Here is a 13,168-nt window from a genome sequence, read left to right as displayed (position 1 = left end):
GGCGCGATTGACGACGGCGGTGCGCACCGCCGTCGTCAATCATGCAGTCAGGGGTCAGTCAGCGATCTTGGCGACCAGTCGGCCGACGACTTCGCCCTTCTTGAGTTTTTCAAGGCCTTCCGGGATCTCCTCGAAGCTGATCTCGGTGACGGTCGGGTTGAGCTTGCCGGTGGCGAAGTAGTCGTAGACACCTTGCACGTCTTCCTTGGTGCCGCCCTGCGAGCCAACCAAGGTGACTTCGGACAGAATCAGGGTCTTGGTGCTGATGGTGGATTCCAGCCGTCCCATGCCGACCTGGACAACGCGACCGCCGCGGCGGACCGTCTCGATGGCCTCGGCGGTGGTGGTGCCGAAACCGGCGAAGTCCACGATGACGTCCAGGCCAATCTCCTTGAAGTCTGCGATGGACTTGGCCACATCCTTGGCGCCGATCTCTCGGGCTTGGTCCCAGACCTTCTCGTTGACTTCGGCGATGTAGACCTCTGCGCCCGCCAGGACCGCCACGCGGGCTCCGATCGAGCCGAGGCCGCCAAAGCCGATGATGCCGACCTTGTCGCCCGCCTTGACCTGTCCGTTGGCGATCACCGCATGGTGGCTGGTCATGCCGGCATCGGTGCCGGCCGCGCCCTGCGAGAAGCTGACATTGTCCGGGATACGGACCAACGCCTCCTGATCAATCGCAGCCTTGAAGGAGAAACCGCCGTCGAACGCGTAGCCGGGAGCGCCCGCGGAAGTGGTGGGGCAGAAACCAACACGGTCTCCGACCTTCCAGTCGGTCACGCCATCGCCAACCTCGGTGACGACGCCAGCGACTTCGTGTCCCAGGGTGATGGGGCGCTTGGCCAGCGTGGAGAGCCAGCCCTCGTCTTCGAGCATGCCGACGTCGGAGTGGCACAGGCCGGCCGACTTGATGTCGACGACCACGCCGTTGGGGGCGGCTGTCGGCTCGTCGACCTCGGTCAGTACGAGGGGCTCGTGGGTATTGGTGAACTGCCAGGCTTTCATGGGATCTCCTTGGACTCGGCATCAGCGGGGCTGTTTCCGCGGGACCGGCCGGCGGAATCATTGTTCTTGGCCCGTACTTCCACCGTAGTCCGCAAACCGTCAAACTTCTATGCATTTGCATATAAGATGCGTCACCTACCTGTGTGGTCCACGGGACAGCTGATTGCTGCAGGTGACGGTGGACCTGTCGTTGGCTGTGGCCCTGTGGAAGACTGAAGCCATGCTTGTTGCCTTCTCTGTTGCACCCTCCGGGGTTCCCGTGACCGGTCCCGCGCCGCACGACGCTTCGGTGCACGACGCCGTTGCCGAGGCCGTTCGGATTGTCCGGGAATCGGGCCTGCCGAACAAGACCGACGCCATGTTCACCACCATCGAGGGCGAATGGGACGAGGTCATGGACGTCGTCAAGCGCGCCACCGAAGCCGTGGGCCGGTACGGATCACGGGTGTCGCTGGTGCTCAAAGCGGATATTCGTCCGGGCTATTACGGAGAGCTCACCGGGAAGGTGGACCGGCTGGAGGCCGCTATCAACGAGCGGGATCAGAAGTGAGCCACGAGCGCGGCATGCAGGACGCCGACCGGGCCGAAGCGTGGACCGCGGTCGAGGACTACCTGACCGTCACCTTGGTGGGCGAAGACCAGGCCCAGGTATCCGCCCGGGAGAGCGCGGACCGGGAGGGCCTGCCGGCCATTGAGGTGAGCGCCCCGCAGGGGAAGCTGCTGATGCTGCTGGCCAAGCTGACCGGTGCGCGCAAGGTGCTGGAGATCGGCACGCTCGGCGGCTACAGCACCATCTGGCTGGCCCGCGGAGTGTCGGACGGCGGCGAAGTGGTCAGCTGCGAGTACGAGCCGCACCACGCAGAGGTGGCCCGGCGGAATCTGGAGGCCGCCGGCGTGGCGGATAAAGTCAGCATCCGGGTGGGTGCTGCGCTGGAAACGCTGCCGAGCCTGGCCGCCGGGAACGACGGGCCTTTCGATCTGGTGTTCATTGACGCGGACAAGGAAAACAACCGGAACTATGTTGAGTGGGCGCTGCGGCTGACGCGTCCGGGCAGCCTGATTGTGGTGGACAACGTGGTCCGCTCCGGGCAAGTGCTGGCCGAAGGCGGCGACGGAAGTACCGTGGACCGCGACATCCGCGGCACCCGCGACGCGCTGGCGCTGCTGGGCTCCGACGAGCGCCTCGATGCCACCGCGATCCAAACCGTGGGTGGCAAGGGCTGGGACGGTTTCGCGCTGGCTCTGGTCAAGTAGCCGATGGGGCGGCGAAGCACCCGTGCCGACGAGGCCCGGGAGCCGGAGGCGTCCGGCGGGCCGGCCGAAGGACGCTACGAAATCTCCTCCGGAATGGCCGAGCTGATCCGCGAACCTGAATCTGCGGACAGCTGGCTGCTCAAGATCAACGGCGTCCAGTCCTCTCACGTGGTGGTCGGCGATCCGCTGCGCCTGGACTTTGAGTACATGCGCTGGATGGCGGCGCTGATCGGATCCCGCTGGGAGTCCGGGGAAAAGCTGCGCGTGCTGCACTTGGGTGGCGGGGCATGCTCGATGGCCCGCTATCTGGCGGCTGCCTATCCGCAAGCCCGGCAGGTCGTCGTCGAGATTGATGCGAAGCTGGCTGAGCTGGTGCGGCGGTGGTTCGACATTCCGCGCGCGCCTCTGGTGCGGATCAGGGTAGGCGAAGCGCGGGCCGTGACCGAATCGCTGAGCGAAGACAGCAGGGACCTGCTGATCCGTGACGTCTTCTCCGGCAGTACCACCCCGGAGCCGCTGACCACGCTGGAATTCACCCGGGCGGTGCGGCGCGTGCTCTCGCCAGGCGGCGTCTATCTGGTGAACTGCGGCGACACGCCCCAACTGGCCGGCGCGCGCGAGGAAGTGGCGACCATCGGCGAGGTCTTCGAGCACCTGGTGATGATCGCCGACCCGCCGATGCTTAAGGGCCGGCGGCACGGAAACGTGGTGATCGCCGCCAGTGACGAGCCGCTGGAGACCGGCCCGGCGCTGATCCGCGAACTGCTGCACGGCGCTGTGCCCGCACAGCTGTGGGACGGGGCAAAAATTCAGCAGTTTTGCAGAGGATCGGCGATCAGGCAAGACCCGCCGGTCAATTAGCCGCCTTTCCTGGAACGTTATGACTTCGGCTCGAATTTGTTTGTAAGATGGAAGCGAACGGCCGAACCACGGCCGTATTAGGCCCGGGAGCGAGCCGCTTGCGGCGGGCTCTCCGGAGGCAGGCATAGAAAAAACGGCTTCGACACTATGGATGGTGGCTGGAGCGCTATGTCTGCTAAGCCGGACTTGGTCCGGCGCCGGATGCCGGGTGCTGACAACCTAATCCCCCCAAGTTAGGTACAGTGCCCGGCATCTCGGTCTAATTAATCCTTTCACCAGCTGTTTCACCTCTCGTCCTCACCCTTGCGGTGTCGTGGCGGAGGGCCATACCAAAACGTGATGTGAGGGGCCGCGGCGGCTTCGCTCATCGCGCCGGCATTCGAAAACGGGGCCTACTAACCGTGGCGAGGCTTGAGTGATCGGGAGGCCCGGCGCCGGTGCGCTGTCCATGTTTTGGTGGGCCCGTCGACATCAACGCAGGTCAGCGGCCTGTGGATAGCCAAGAGATGGACAATGATGCCTGAACCTGGACAGCTGGCGTCGCCCGGCAGAAACCAGGGGTGCCGGCGGGAACTAAGGTGCCGGCGGGAACCAAGGTGCCGCTGGGAACCTAGGTGCCGGTGGGAACCACCCGGCGGTCCGGTCTTCCCATCAGTTCTGCCTCCCTGGTGCGGGCCTCTCGCCTGAGCGCATCGACGACGGCGGCGACGGCCGGTTGCCGCAGCGATTCCGGGCGTGCCACCAGCCAGTAGCCGAGGCGCTCCTCCAGTTCCTCCGGCAGGATGCGGACCAGATCCGGATGCCGGTTGGCCATGAAGCACGGCAGCAGGCCGAGGCCGGCGCCGGCGCGGGTGGCCTCCACATGGACAAACACATTGGTGGAACCGAGGGCGGTCACCATCGCCGGCAGCAACCGGCGCGGGGCGTCCAAATCGTCCACCTGCAGCATCGAGTCGATGAAATACACCAGCGGGTGGTTCATGGCGGCGCGAACGCTGTCCGGCGTGCCGTGTTTGGCCAGATAGTCGCGCGAACCGTACAGGCCCAGGACGTAGCTGCCCAGCCGGATGGATCGTGCACGGTTGACTTGCGGCCGCCCGACGACGACTTCGAAATCCAGGCCAGGGCGGTGCTGCGAGGCCCGCCGGGCGGCGGTCACGATCTCCACGCTGAGCTTTGGATGGTTTTGCTGCAGCCGCGCTATGGCCGGCGCGGCAACGAAAGCACTGAAGCCGTCGGTGGCGGACATTCTCACCACGCCGGCCAATTGGTCTGCTTCATCCGGCGTGCGGTTGAGTCCGGCCAGCGATTCCTCGATCCGTTCGGCCACCGTGGCCGCCTTACGGCCAAGGTCGGTCAGTTCCCAGCCGCCCGGCGCGCGGGAGAACACGCGGCCGCCCAAGGCCTTCTCCAGGGCGGCGATCCGACGGGAGACCGTGGTGTGGTTCAGGCCCAGGTTGTCGGCCGCGGCGGTGTACCTGCCGGTGCGTGCCACGGCGAGCAAGATGATCAGGTCGTCCGGGTTGGCGGGCTGAGGCGCGGAAGTCATGTCTGCATTTTTGCAGACCGGGCCTGCAAAGTTTGCCATTGATGCACACGTGGTGAGAGGGAATACTCAGTGTGGTCGCATTGTGACCTCACTCACAGGCGCGCCGGAACCTTCCGGCGGCCACGCACCGCAGTATCCGCACGCCAAGCAAGGAGAAAGATGAGCGCCCACGCTACCCCCACCGGACCCGGATCCGGCGCCCCGCAGGAGTCACCGCCGTCGGTCCTGCGCAAGGTTGTTACGGCCTCCATGGCCGGCACGGTCGTGGAATGGTACGAGTTCTTCCTTTATGCCACGGCAGCCACGCTGGTTTTCGGCGCCCTGTTCTTCCCCGATGCCGGCACCGAACTGGACGCGATTATCGCCGCTTTCGTCACCTTCGCCGTCGGCTTCATCGCCCGACCGCTGGGCGGCATAGTATTCGGACACTTTGGGGACAAGGTGGGCCGGAAGAAACTGCTGCAGCTGAGCATCATCCTGATCGGCGCAGCCACCTTCCTGATGGGCTGCCTGCCCGGTTTCGACCAGATCGGTTACTGGGCGCCGGGTCTGCTCGTGGCCCTGCGGTTCATTCAGGGCTTTGCCATCGGCGGCGAGTGGGGCGGCGCAGTGCTGCTGGTCGCCGAACACAGCCCGGCTGACAAGCGCGGCTTCTGGGCGTCCTGGCCGCAGGCCGGCGTGCCGATGGGCAACATGCTGGCCACCGTGGTGCTGTGGGTCATGTCCGGCATCCTCTCCGACGCCGAATTCCAGGCCTGGGGCTGGCGTGTTGCCTTCTGGCTCTCCGCAGTCATCGTGATCGTGGGCTACTACATCCGCACCAAGGTCACCGAGGCGCCGATCTTCCTGGAAGCCCAAGCAGAGTCCGCCAAGGTCAAGTCCACCTCTTACGGTGTGGTGGAAGTGATGAAGCGGTACCCGCGCGGTGTTTTCACTGCCATGGGCCTGCGCGTGGCAGAGAACATCATTTACTACATCGTGGTGGCGTTCTCCATCACCTACCTGAAGACCGTGCACGACTTCGACGTCACCACCGTGTTGGGCCTGCTGATCCTGGCGCATGCCTTCCACTTTGTGGTGATTCCGTTCTACGGGCGGCTGTCGGACACCATTGGCCGGCGGCCGGTCTACATGGCCGGCGCCGTGCTCTCGGGGGTCTGGGCCTTCGTCGCCTTCCCGATGTTCGACACGCAGAACCCGATCATCATCCTGGCCGCGATCTTCCTGGGCCTTGGCGTGCATGGTCTGATGTACGCGGGCCAGCCGGCCATCATGGCCGAGATGTTCCCCACCCGGATGCGCTACTCCGGTGTCTCGCTGGGTTATCAGGTGACGTCGATCTTCGCCGGTTCGCTGGCCCCGATCATCGCTTCCACGCTGCTGAAGGACTTTGGGCACTGGCTGCCGGTGGCCCTGTACCTGGTGGTCGCTTCGGTCATCACCATCGTGGCCGTGTACTTCGCACGTGAGACCAAGGGCGCCTCGCTGCGCGATCTGGACCGGGCCGACATCGCCGCCCAGGCCGGGTCCGAGGTGCGGGCCCAGGCCTAAGCAGACCCAAGCCCGACCAGGGCAAGCAAAAGGGACCGGTGCCACCCGTTGCGGGCGGCACCGGTCCCTTCGTTGTTCAGGGGGAGCCGGTTGGTCAGCGGAAACCGATGAGCTGCTCGACCGGTCCTATGCCGAAGAAGAGCACAAAGGCGGCGGCAACTACCCACATCAGCGGGTGGATCTCCCGGGCCCGGCCCTGGAACGTGCGCACCAGCACGTAGGCGATGAAGCCCGCGCCCAGGCCGTTGGCAATGGAATACGTGAACGGCATCAGGGTGAAGGTCAGGAAGGCCGGGATGGCCACGCCCCAGTCGGCCCAATCGATCTTGCCCACCTGGGACACCATCATGAAACCGACGACGACGAGCGCCGGCGCCACTGCCTCGAACGGCACCAGCGAAATCAGCGGCGTGAAGAACATGGCCAGCAGGAACAGCAGGCCGGTGACGACGTTGGCCAGGCCGGTGCGCGCACCTTCGCCGATGCCTGCGCCGGATTCCACGTAGATCTGGTTGGACGAGACCGATGCAGCGCCGCCGGCAACGGCACCCACGGCGTCGACGATCAGCACCCTGTCCACGTGCGGAATGTTGCCCTGCTTGTCGGTCAGGCCTGCCTCATTGGCCAGGCCCACCATGGTGCCCATGGCGTCGAAGAAGATGCTCAGCAGGATCGCAAAGGCCAGCAGGGAGGCGGCCGTGAAGCCCAGCGTGCCGAAGGAGCCGAAAACGCTGACCTGGCCGACCAGGCTCAGGTCGGGCAGCCCCACCCAGCTGCCGTTCGGCAGTTCGGGCACCACCAGGGACCAGCCCTGCGGGTTGAAGCCGTCGGGGCCCACCGAAGGGCCGACGTTGGCCACGGCCTCGATGATCACCGCGAGCACAGTGGCGGACAGCACGCCGATCAGGATGCCGCCCTTGACCTTGCGCACCACCAGGGCGATGGTCAGGATCAGGCCGAAAATGAAGACCAGGGTTGGCCAGCCCAGCAGCACGCCGTCGAACCCGAGGCCCACCGGAACAGTGGTGCCCGCCGCGTCCGGAATGCGGCGGATGAAGCCAGCGTTGACCAGGCCGATCAGGGCGATGAACATGCCGATGCCCACCACAATGGCGGTCTTGAGGCTTTGCGGCACGGCGTTGAAAACCGCCGTCCGGAACCCGGTGAGCACCAGGATCAGCATGGTGATGCCGGAGAGCACCACCAGGCCCATGACGTCAGGCCAGGTCAGGCCCGGGTTGGTCGCAACCGTGATGGCGACGAAGGCGTTGACGCCCAGGCCGGTCGCCAGGGCGAACGGGTACTTGGCCCACGCGCCCATCGCAATCGTCAGCACGCCGGCCACCAGGGCCGTCACCGCCGCGACGCGCTCGGCGCCAAGCATGGCTCCGGTTGAATCGGCGCCGCCCAGGATCAGCGGGTTCAGCACCACGATGTAGCTCATCGCGAAGAACGTGGCCAGGCCGCCGCGGATTTCACGTGAATAGTTGGAGCCGCGCTTGGTGATCTCGAAATATCGGTCGAGCACCGAAGTCTTGTCGGCTACTGCTGCCTTTGCGGGCATGGGGAATGTCCTCCACAGGTGAGTGGCATAGTTGGAAGTTTCCCCAGAATTCTACGCTCCTGCAGCGGGCAGAGGCGTACGACGGCGGCGCTTGGCTGCCGATCCTCAGGCGACGGCCGTGCGGCCGGAGGATGCGATGGCGTTTCCGGTTACTTTCGCCTGCCGGATGATCTCCCGGGTGCTCGGGGCCAGCAAGTCTGCAACGCCCACCAGATACAGGCCGATGGCCTTCAGGACAGCAACCGCGTTTTCCCCCGCCGCTATGCCCAGGCTGCGGAGCAGGCGCCGGATCTGGTTCTGCGCACAGCCCGTCAGGACAACCGAATCGGCCACCAGCAGGCCGCGCTCGGTGCGGATGACCCAGCGCTGCTTGCTGTCCCGGCTGATCGAAGGGACGCGGGTCGTGCGTGCCTCCAACGCTCCGGGGTGCGGATCCAGTGGCAATGCGTGCGCAGTCTGCGCGGAGGTCCGGTTGACCCCGCAGGCAAAGGTGGTGCGTCGAATATCGAGTTCATGGCTGGCCGCGTATGCCTGCAGTAGCCGCACCAGGTCATTGCGGTCACCGCGGACCGACGAGTCTGCCAACGGAGACCGACGGCTGGGGTCGGACGGCTGGGAGAGCAGGCCCGCCACCACTATCGAGGACACGCCTCGGCGGCTCAGCTCACTGGCCACCGCCAATCCGGGCAGTCCGGAGCCGATGACCACCGTGGTGGTGTACTCGGTCGGAACCGCTGGTGTGGAAACGCCACTCACTGCACGGACTCCTTGAACGGTAGGGAGAACCTCGGACGGCGAACGGGCCGCCCGCAAGGCATTGTGAAACTGTTGTTCAATAGTAATTTCCTGGAAGCCTACATAACTTTCCGGCCACTGAGAAGGCCTTTGCCGCGGAGTAAGCTGAGGGTAGCTGGCGAGGATGCCAGCGCAATGTTGAGGGAGGCGGAACGCATGACAGAAGGCACGGCCGGAAACGCTGGACAGGGTGCCGCTCCACACGGCATCGTCGTCGGAGTCGACGGCTCCGACCAGAGCATCTGTGCGTTGGTTTGGGCTGCTGAGGAGGCGCAGCGGCGCCGGACCCCACTGCATGTCGTGACCGCTTATACCGTTCCGGTCTTTGCTGCATCCAGCATGGATGCCGGCTATGCCACGCTGGACGATTCCGTGATCCGCGAAGGTGCCGAAGCCGTGCTGGAGCAGGCAGTGTCCAAAATCGCCGGCTATAACCTCGACGTGGACTCCAGAGTGGAAACCGGCGATGCTGCCGGCGTCCTGCTGGAACTTTCCGAACAGGCCGAGCTGATAGTGGTCGGCACGCGAGGGCGCGGCGGCTTCATGGGCAGGTTGCTCGGCTCGGTCAGCAGCGCCGTCCCGGCCCACGCGGAGTGCCCCACGGTGACCATACCGCTGGCCTGCGCGCCCCGGCTGGGTGACCTTGACATTGAAGTCCCACGGTCCAAGGAACAGGCCGTGCGGCCGGAGGACATCGAGAAGGTCGTCGTCGTCGGCGTCGACGGGTCGGAGCAGGCACGCAATGCCACCCTGGTGGCAGCAGAGCAGGCCGAGCGACTTGGCTACCCGCTCAAGCTGGTGTGCGCGCTGCCGCCATTCACTGGCTCGCTGGCGTGGGTGCCCGCGCCGCTGGACCGGGAGGCGCTTTACGCCGACATCCGCGAGCAGCTCGACGCCGGCGTGGCGTGGATCAAGAGCCACTTCCCGAACCTGTACGTCATCGGCGAGGTGCAGGACGGCTCGCCGGTGGAACTTCTGATCGACGCTTCCCGCACCGCAGAACTGCTGGTGGTCGGGACGCGCGGCCGCGGCGGCTTCGCCGGCATGCTGCTCGGTTCCACCAGCCAGGGTGTGCTGCACCACGCCAGGGGGCCGGTCATGGTGGTCCCGGACCGGCAGGATCCACGGCTGGACGACCGCCGGAACTTCGGTCCCCTCCCCGACGCCGAGGGACACTAAGCACCGCAGTATAAAAACCACCGCAGGACAAAGGGGCCGGGCCCGGCCCAACCAGGTTCCGGGCCCGGCCCCTTTAAGCTGTTGTCGACCTAGACGGCCCAGCGCGCCCCCGAGGTGTGCAGCTTTCCGTACATGTGACTGATGTTCGTCACGGTCAGACCATCCTTCTCATTCAGCGCATGGACCACCTGCCAATTGCCGATGTAGACCGCCACGTGCCAGATGGCATTGGGTTCTCCCCAGAACACCAAGTCGCCGGGCTGCAACTGCGAAAGCGGAACCTTGTAGGGTGCTTGGTCGAGCTGGGCCTGCGCAGTCCGGGGGAGCCACCGGCCCGCGCTGCTAAATGCCTGCTGTGTCAGGCCGGAACAGTCGTAACCCAGCGGACCGTTGCCACCCCAGTCGTAGAAGGACTTCTTGTTCGCTTGCTTTGCCATCGCGAAGTTGATGGCGGCGCCGGCGATGCCGCCGTTGACCGACGGCGCTCCAACAACCGGAGGCGGCGTGACCACCTCCGGCTCCGGCTCGGGTTGGGGCTTGGGTTGAGCAGGCGGCGGGGTCGGCCTTGAGGGCGGGGTGGCGGGCTTGGTGGGAGCCGGCGTCGAGGGCTTGGGGGTGGAGGGACGCGGCGTCGAGGGGGGCGGCGTGGACGTCGACGGCGGCGGAGTTGACGGTTGCGTAGGCCTTGACGGAGTGATGTCGTCGCTGGCCGGCGCCACCGTGGACCCTTGTGCGCTCGAGCTGCTGCTGGACGGACGCTGGGCGGCGGCCGCCTCTTGCGCTGACTGCTCAACTAAAGCCTGGAGCTGGCGGTCCTGCTCCGCCTTCTCCAAGGCGGCGATGCGGTCGTCTTCTTCGCTGGTGCTGGTCCCTCTGAGTTCGGCGAGATGCACCAGGAGCGACTGGCGCTGTTCCTCGTAGCGGATCACGAGCTGTTCCTGGGCTGCGCTGGCGGCTTTGGCATCAGTCTCGGCGGCTTCCGCTGCCACCGCGGCGTCCTTGGCGGCCTCATCGGCCTGCGCGACATAAAGCTCCCAGGCGGCCCACAGCTGGGCGGCCTGCTGGGATTCGGTGAGGGTCTGTGAGCGGTTAGCGGTCAGCGCATCCAGAGTGGAGGCCTTGTACAGCACATCGCTGGTGTCCTTGCTGTCCAGCAGTGCGCTCAAAGCGGGGTTAACGCCGCCGTTCCGGTACAGCTCGCCGGCCAGCTGGCCCACCTGATTCTTGACCGACTCGAAGTATTCGGCCGCCTGCGACGCCTTGGCCTTGGCATCAGCGAGCTCTGCGGTCCGCTCTTGCTGCTTCAGCAGCGACTCGCTGTAGGTGTTCTGCGAACGCATCGAATCGAACTGGGCGTTGGTCAGGTGCCCCGAGGCCACCTTCAGCTGTTCTTCGATCCGGTCTACCAGCGCCTGGGTGGCGGCTGCATCGCCCTTGGCGTCGTCGATCTCGTCGTTGGAAGGGAGGCTCGGCGCGGCCGGCAGGGTGATCCGTACCGAAGTCACCTGCGGCAACTGTCCGGCTGGAGCGGCGACGGCCGGCGCCAAGGCCGGAACGCAGACGAGCAGGGCGGTAGCCGAGAAGAGCGCGACGGCGCGCATCGGCGTCGTCGATCGATGCGGGGCAGGACGCCCCGAGGGAAGCAGCCTCATCCGAACGGGTCCTTAATACGAGCGCAGTGAATGTACGCGCCCTTTCGGGACGGCCGGCCTTGGGGCCGAGAGCGGTCAATGTGCGAACGGGTGGCACCCCAACTAGACCGAACTGCATTCACACAGCACGTTGAGAATATGCACCTTTGGTCACTTAAGCAACATTTACCTCATGAGTAACATAAACAACATCAGTGTCATTTTCATGGTTTTGAGGGGGAGCGGCGTGTCGCCGTCAAGCTGGCCCTGCAGCCCGAGCCACATTGGCGGCGGGCGGAGGCGGCAACCCGTGCAGGTGCGCAGCGAATGCGGCCAGCACGCCGCAGCTGCGCCGGCTCGCTGGCGAAGGCCAGGCCAATGTGGCGCCGGGGAACGGCATCCAAGTACTCGTGCCGGACGGGTTGATGTACCCGTTCGTGCCGGCAGTGGGTATTCGTGGCCACGCCGATAGGAGTTGTTGGCGGATGCCGGTGGCGGCGAGGCCGAGAGTTGGGTTAGCCCCAGCCCAGTTCGTGTAGGCGGTCGTCGTCGATGCCGAAATGGTGGGCGACCTCGTGGATCACCGTCACCAGGATCTCGTGGACTATTTCCTCCCGGGAGGAGCACATCCGCAGGGTCGGCCCGCGGAAGACCACAATCCGGTCGGGCATGGACCCGGCGCCCCACCAGTGATCCCTCTCGGTGAGCGGCGTGCCTTCGTAGATGCCCAGCAGTTCCGTGCCCGGGTCCTCCCACGGCCTGGGAACGTATTCCTCTTCGACGAAGATGCCGACGTTGCTCATTTCGCGCATGATGTCTTCCGGAATCTGGTCGATCGCGTCGTTGACCGCGTCCTCGAATTCCGGCAGGGACATCTCCATCGGCATGCCATCGACTTTACCTGCGGGGGAGCTTCGGAAGGGCGGGCAGGTGCGCTCCGTGCAGGGCCGGATGGCCGGTTTTGGTTTTTCCCGAAGCAGGCCCTATAGTTTTATAGGTCCACAGCGGGGAAAACGAATCCCAAGTGGTCCTGGCCCCCATCGTCTAGCGGCCTAGGACACCGCCCTTTCACGGCGGCGGCACGGGTTCGAATCCCGTTGGGGGTACGCGAGGCGTCATGAATGGCAGCCGCTGAAGTGGTCAGAACCGCTTCAAAAGGCTGGTAGGATTGAGTCTCGTAAAAAATGCAAGGCCCTGTAGCGCAGTTGGTTAGCGCGCCGCCCTGTCACGGCGGAGGTCGCGGGTTCAAGTCCCGTCAGGGTCGCTTTGGTTTCCGGAGCGATTTCGGAACGCCATCGGTGATCATCGAGAGATGTTGCCAGGCTCTGTAGCTCAGTTGGTAGAGCGTTCGACTGAAAATCGAAAGGTCACCGGATCGACGCCGGTCGGAGCCACCAGCAAAACTAAATGAAGAACCCCGGAACTCACCGAGTTCCGGGGTTCTTTCGTTCGTGGCGAGACCTCCGGTGTACTCGCGTGGACGCTCTTAGTCCTTGAGGAGCCGGTTTACCGCGTCGATGTTCGCCCGGGTGTATCTGAGCCGCTTTTCTCGCTCCGGCCGTTTGGCCAGTGTCCTGCCGATGAAGAACACCAACAGGGCCGTGAACGCCCACTGCCAGCGGAACTCGGCGATCCAGATCGCTGCCAGCGCACAGCCGGCGGCGAGGGCCAGGATTAGCTGCCCGAATGTTCTCATGGCTTACCTCCCGATATTCCGTGAGGGCGGGATAGTCGCCGTCCTTGGCTCCGATTGTCCCTGCTGGGTCTGTCAGGCACCAT

12 protein-coding genes and 3 tRNA genes are annotated in these 13,168 nt (G+C 65.3%); 8 read left to right on the top strand and 7 right to left on the bottom strand.

The window, feature by feature from the left end:
- Positions 1-54 precede the first annotated feature (54 nt).
- Complete coding sequence (locus MNQ99_RS00295) at positions 55-1,005, bottom strand: zinc-binding dehydrogenase (protein WP_127513090.1); 951 nt, start codon at positions 1,003-1,005, stop codon at positions 55-57.
- A gap of 220 nt (positions 1,006-1,225) precedes the next feature.
- On the opposite strand from MNQ99_RS00295, the gene MNQ99_RS00290 reads away from it, so the two are divergent.
- The 3 genes from MNQ99_RS00290 to MNQ99_RS00280 are packed head-to-tail and all read left to right on the top strand — an operon-like array spanning position 1,226 to position 3,120.
- Positions 1,226-1,555 carry a thiamine-binding protein gene (locus tag MNQ99_RS00290; protein WP_127513089.1) on the top strand — a complete coding sequence of 110 codons (330 nt, stop codon included), beginning with the start codon at positions 1,226-1,228 and terminating at the stop codon, positions 1,553-1,555.
- Between the two features lie 14 nt (positions 1,556-1,569).
- Positions 1,570-2,259 (top strand): O-methyltransferase, encoded by a 690-nt coding sequence (locus MNQ99_RS00285; RefSeq protein WP_241915425.1) that lies wholly within the window; start codon positions 1,570-1,572, stop codon positions 2,257-2,259.
- Positions 2,260-2,262: 3 nt separating this feature from the next.
- Positions 2,263-3,120: a spermidine synthase gene (locus MNQ99_RS00280; RefSeq protein WP_127513088.1), complete on the top strand. Its 858-nt coding sequence runs from the start codon at positions 2,263-2,265 to the stop codon at positions 3,118-3,120.
- Positions 3,121-3,730: 610 nt separating this feature from the next.
- Here the strand turns inward: MNQ99_RS00280 and MNQ99_RS00275 are convergent.
- Positions 3,731-4,669, bottom strand: coding sequence for a LysR family transcriptional regulator (locus MNQ99_RS00275; RefSeq protein WP_241914022.1), 939 nt, complete (start codon positions 4,667-4,669; stop codon positions 3,731-3,733).
- Positions 4,670-4,828: 159 nt separating this feature from the next.
- On the opposite strand from MNQ99_RS00275, the gene MNQ99_RS00270 reads away from it, so the two are divergent.
- Positions 4,829-6,220 (top strand): MFS transporter, encoded by a 1,392-nt coding sequence (locus tag MNQ99_RS00270; RefSeq protein ID WP_277883572.1) that lies wholly within the window; start codon positions 4,829-4,831, stop codon positions 6,218-6,220.
- Between the two features lie 94 nt (positions 6,221-6,314).
- On the opposite strand, the gene MNQ99_RS00265 is transcribed toward MNQ99_RS00270, so the two are convergent.
- Both MNQ99_RS00265 and MNQ99_RS00260 read right to left on the bottom strand, forming a co-directional pair.
- Positions 6,315-7,784 (bottom strand): NCS2 family permease, encoded by a 1,470-nt coding sequence (locus tag MNQ99_RS00265; RefSeq protein WP_127513085.1) that lies wholly within the window; start codon positions 7,782-7,784, stop codon positions 6,315-6,317.
- Positions 7,785-7,889: 105 nt separating this feature from the next.
- Positions 7,890-8,540 carry an FAD-binding protein gene (locus MNQ99_RS00260; RefSeq protein WP_241914021.1) on the bottom strand — a complete coding sequence of 217 codons (651 nt, stop codon included), beginning with the start codon at positions 8,538-8,540 and terminating at the stop codon, positions 7,890-7,892.
- A 195-nt stretch (positions 8,541-8,735) separates the two neighbouring features.
- Here MNQ99_RS00260 and MNQ99_RS00255 point away from each other — a divergent pair, with 195 nt between their 5' ends.
- A complete protein-coding gene (locus MNQ99_RS00255; RefSeq protein ID WP_241914020.1) occupies positions 8,736-9,758 on the top strand; it encodes a universal stress protein in 1,023 nt (340 codons plus the stop codon).
- Positions 9,759-9,847: 89 nt separating this feature from the next.
- Here MNQ99_RS00255 and MNQ99_RS00250 read toward each other — a convergent pair whose 3' ends face one another.
- The gene (locus MNQ99_RS00250) at positions 9,848-11,410 is read right to left on the bottom strand and encodes a C40 family peptidase (protein WP_241914019.1); all 1,563 of its coding nucleotides are present in this window, start codon (positions 11,408-11,410) and stop codon (positions 9,848-9,850) included.
- A 494-nt stretch (positions 11,411-11,904) separates the two neighbouring features.
- Positions 11,905-12,276 carry a metallopeptidase family protein gene (locus MNQ99_RS00245; protein ID WP_241914018.1) on the bottom strand — a complete coding sequence of 124 codons (372 nt, stop codon included), beginning with the start codon at positions 12,274-12,276 and terminating at the stop codon, positions 11,905-11,907.
- A 146-nt stretch (positions 12,277-12,422) separates the two neighbouring features.
- Between MNQ99_RS00245 and MNQ99_RS00240 the strand changes: the two genes are divergently transcribed.
- The 3 genes from MNQ99_RS00240 (at position 12,423) to MNQ99_RS00230 (ending at position 12,786) form a co-directional block, all read left to right on the top strand.
- A tRNA-Glu gene (locus MNQ99_RS00240) sits at positions 12,423-12,495 on the top strand.
- A gap of 84 nt (positions 12,496-12,579) precedes the next feature.
- A tRNA-Asp gene (locus MNQ99_RS00235) sits at positions 12,580-12,653 on the top strand.
- A 57-nt stretch (positions 12,654-12,710) separates the two neighbouring features.
- A tRNA-Phe gene (locus tag MNQ99_RS00230) sits at positions 12,711-12,786 on the top strand.
- 89 nt (positions 12,787-12,875) lie between these two features.
- Here MNQ99_RS00230 and MNQ99_RS00225 read toward each other — a convergent pair.
- Positions 12,876-13,085, bottom strand: coding sequence for a hypothetical protein (locus tag MNQ99_RS00225; RefSeq protein ID WP_241914017.1), 210 nt, complete (start codon positions 13,083-13,085; stop codon positions 12,876-12,878).
- Between the last annotated feature and the right edge of the window lie 83 nt (positions 13,086-13,168).

Source organism: Arthrobacter sulfonylureivorans (assembly GCF_022637435.1).
GTDB lineage: Bacteria > Actinomycetota > Actinomycetes > Actinomycetales > Micrococcaceae > Crystallibacter > Crystallibacter sulfonylureivorans.
The sequence above is the reverse complement of the archived record's forward strand: the minus strand, read 5'-3'. Positions and strand labels throughout refer to the sequence as shown.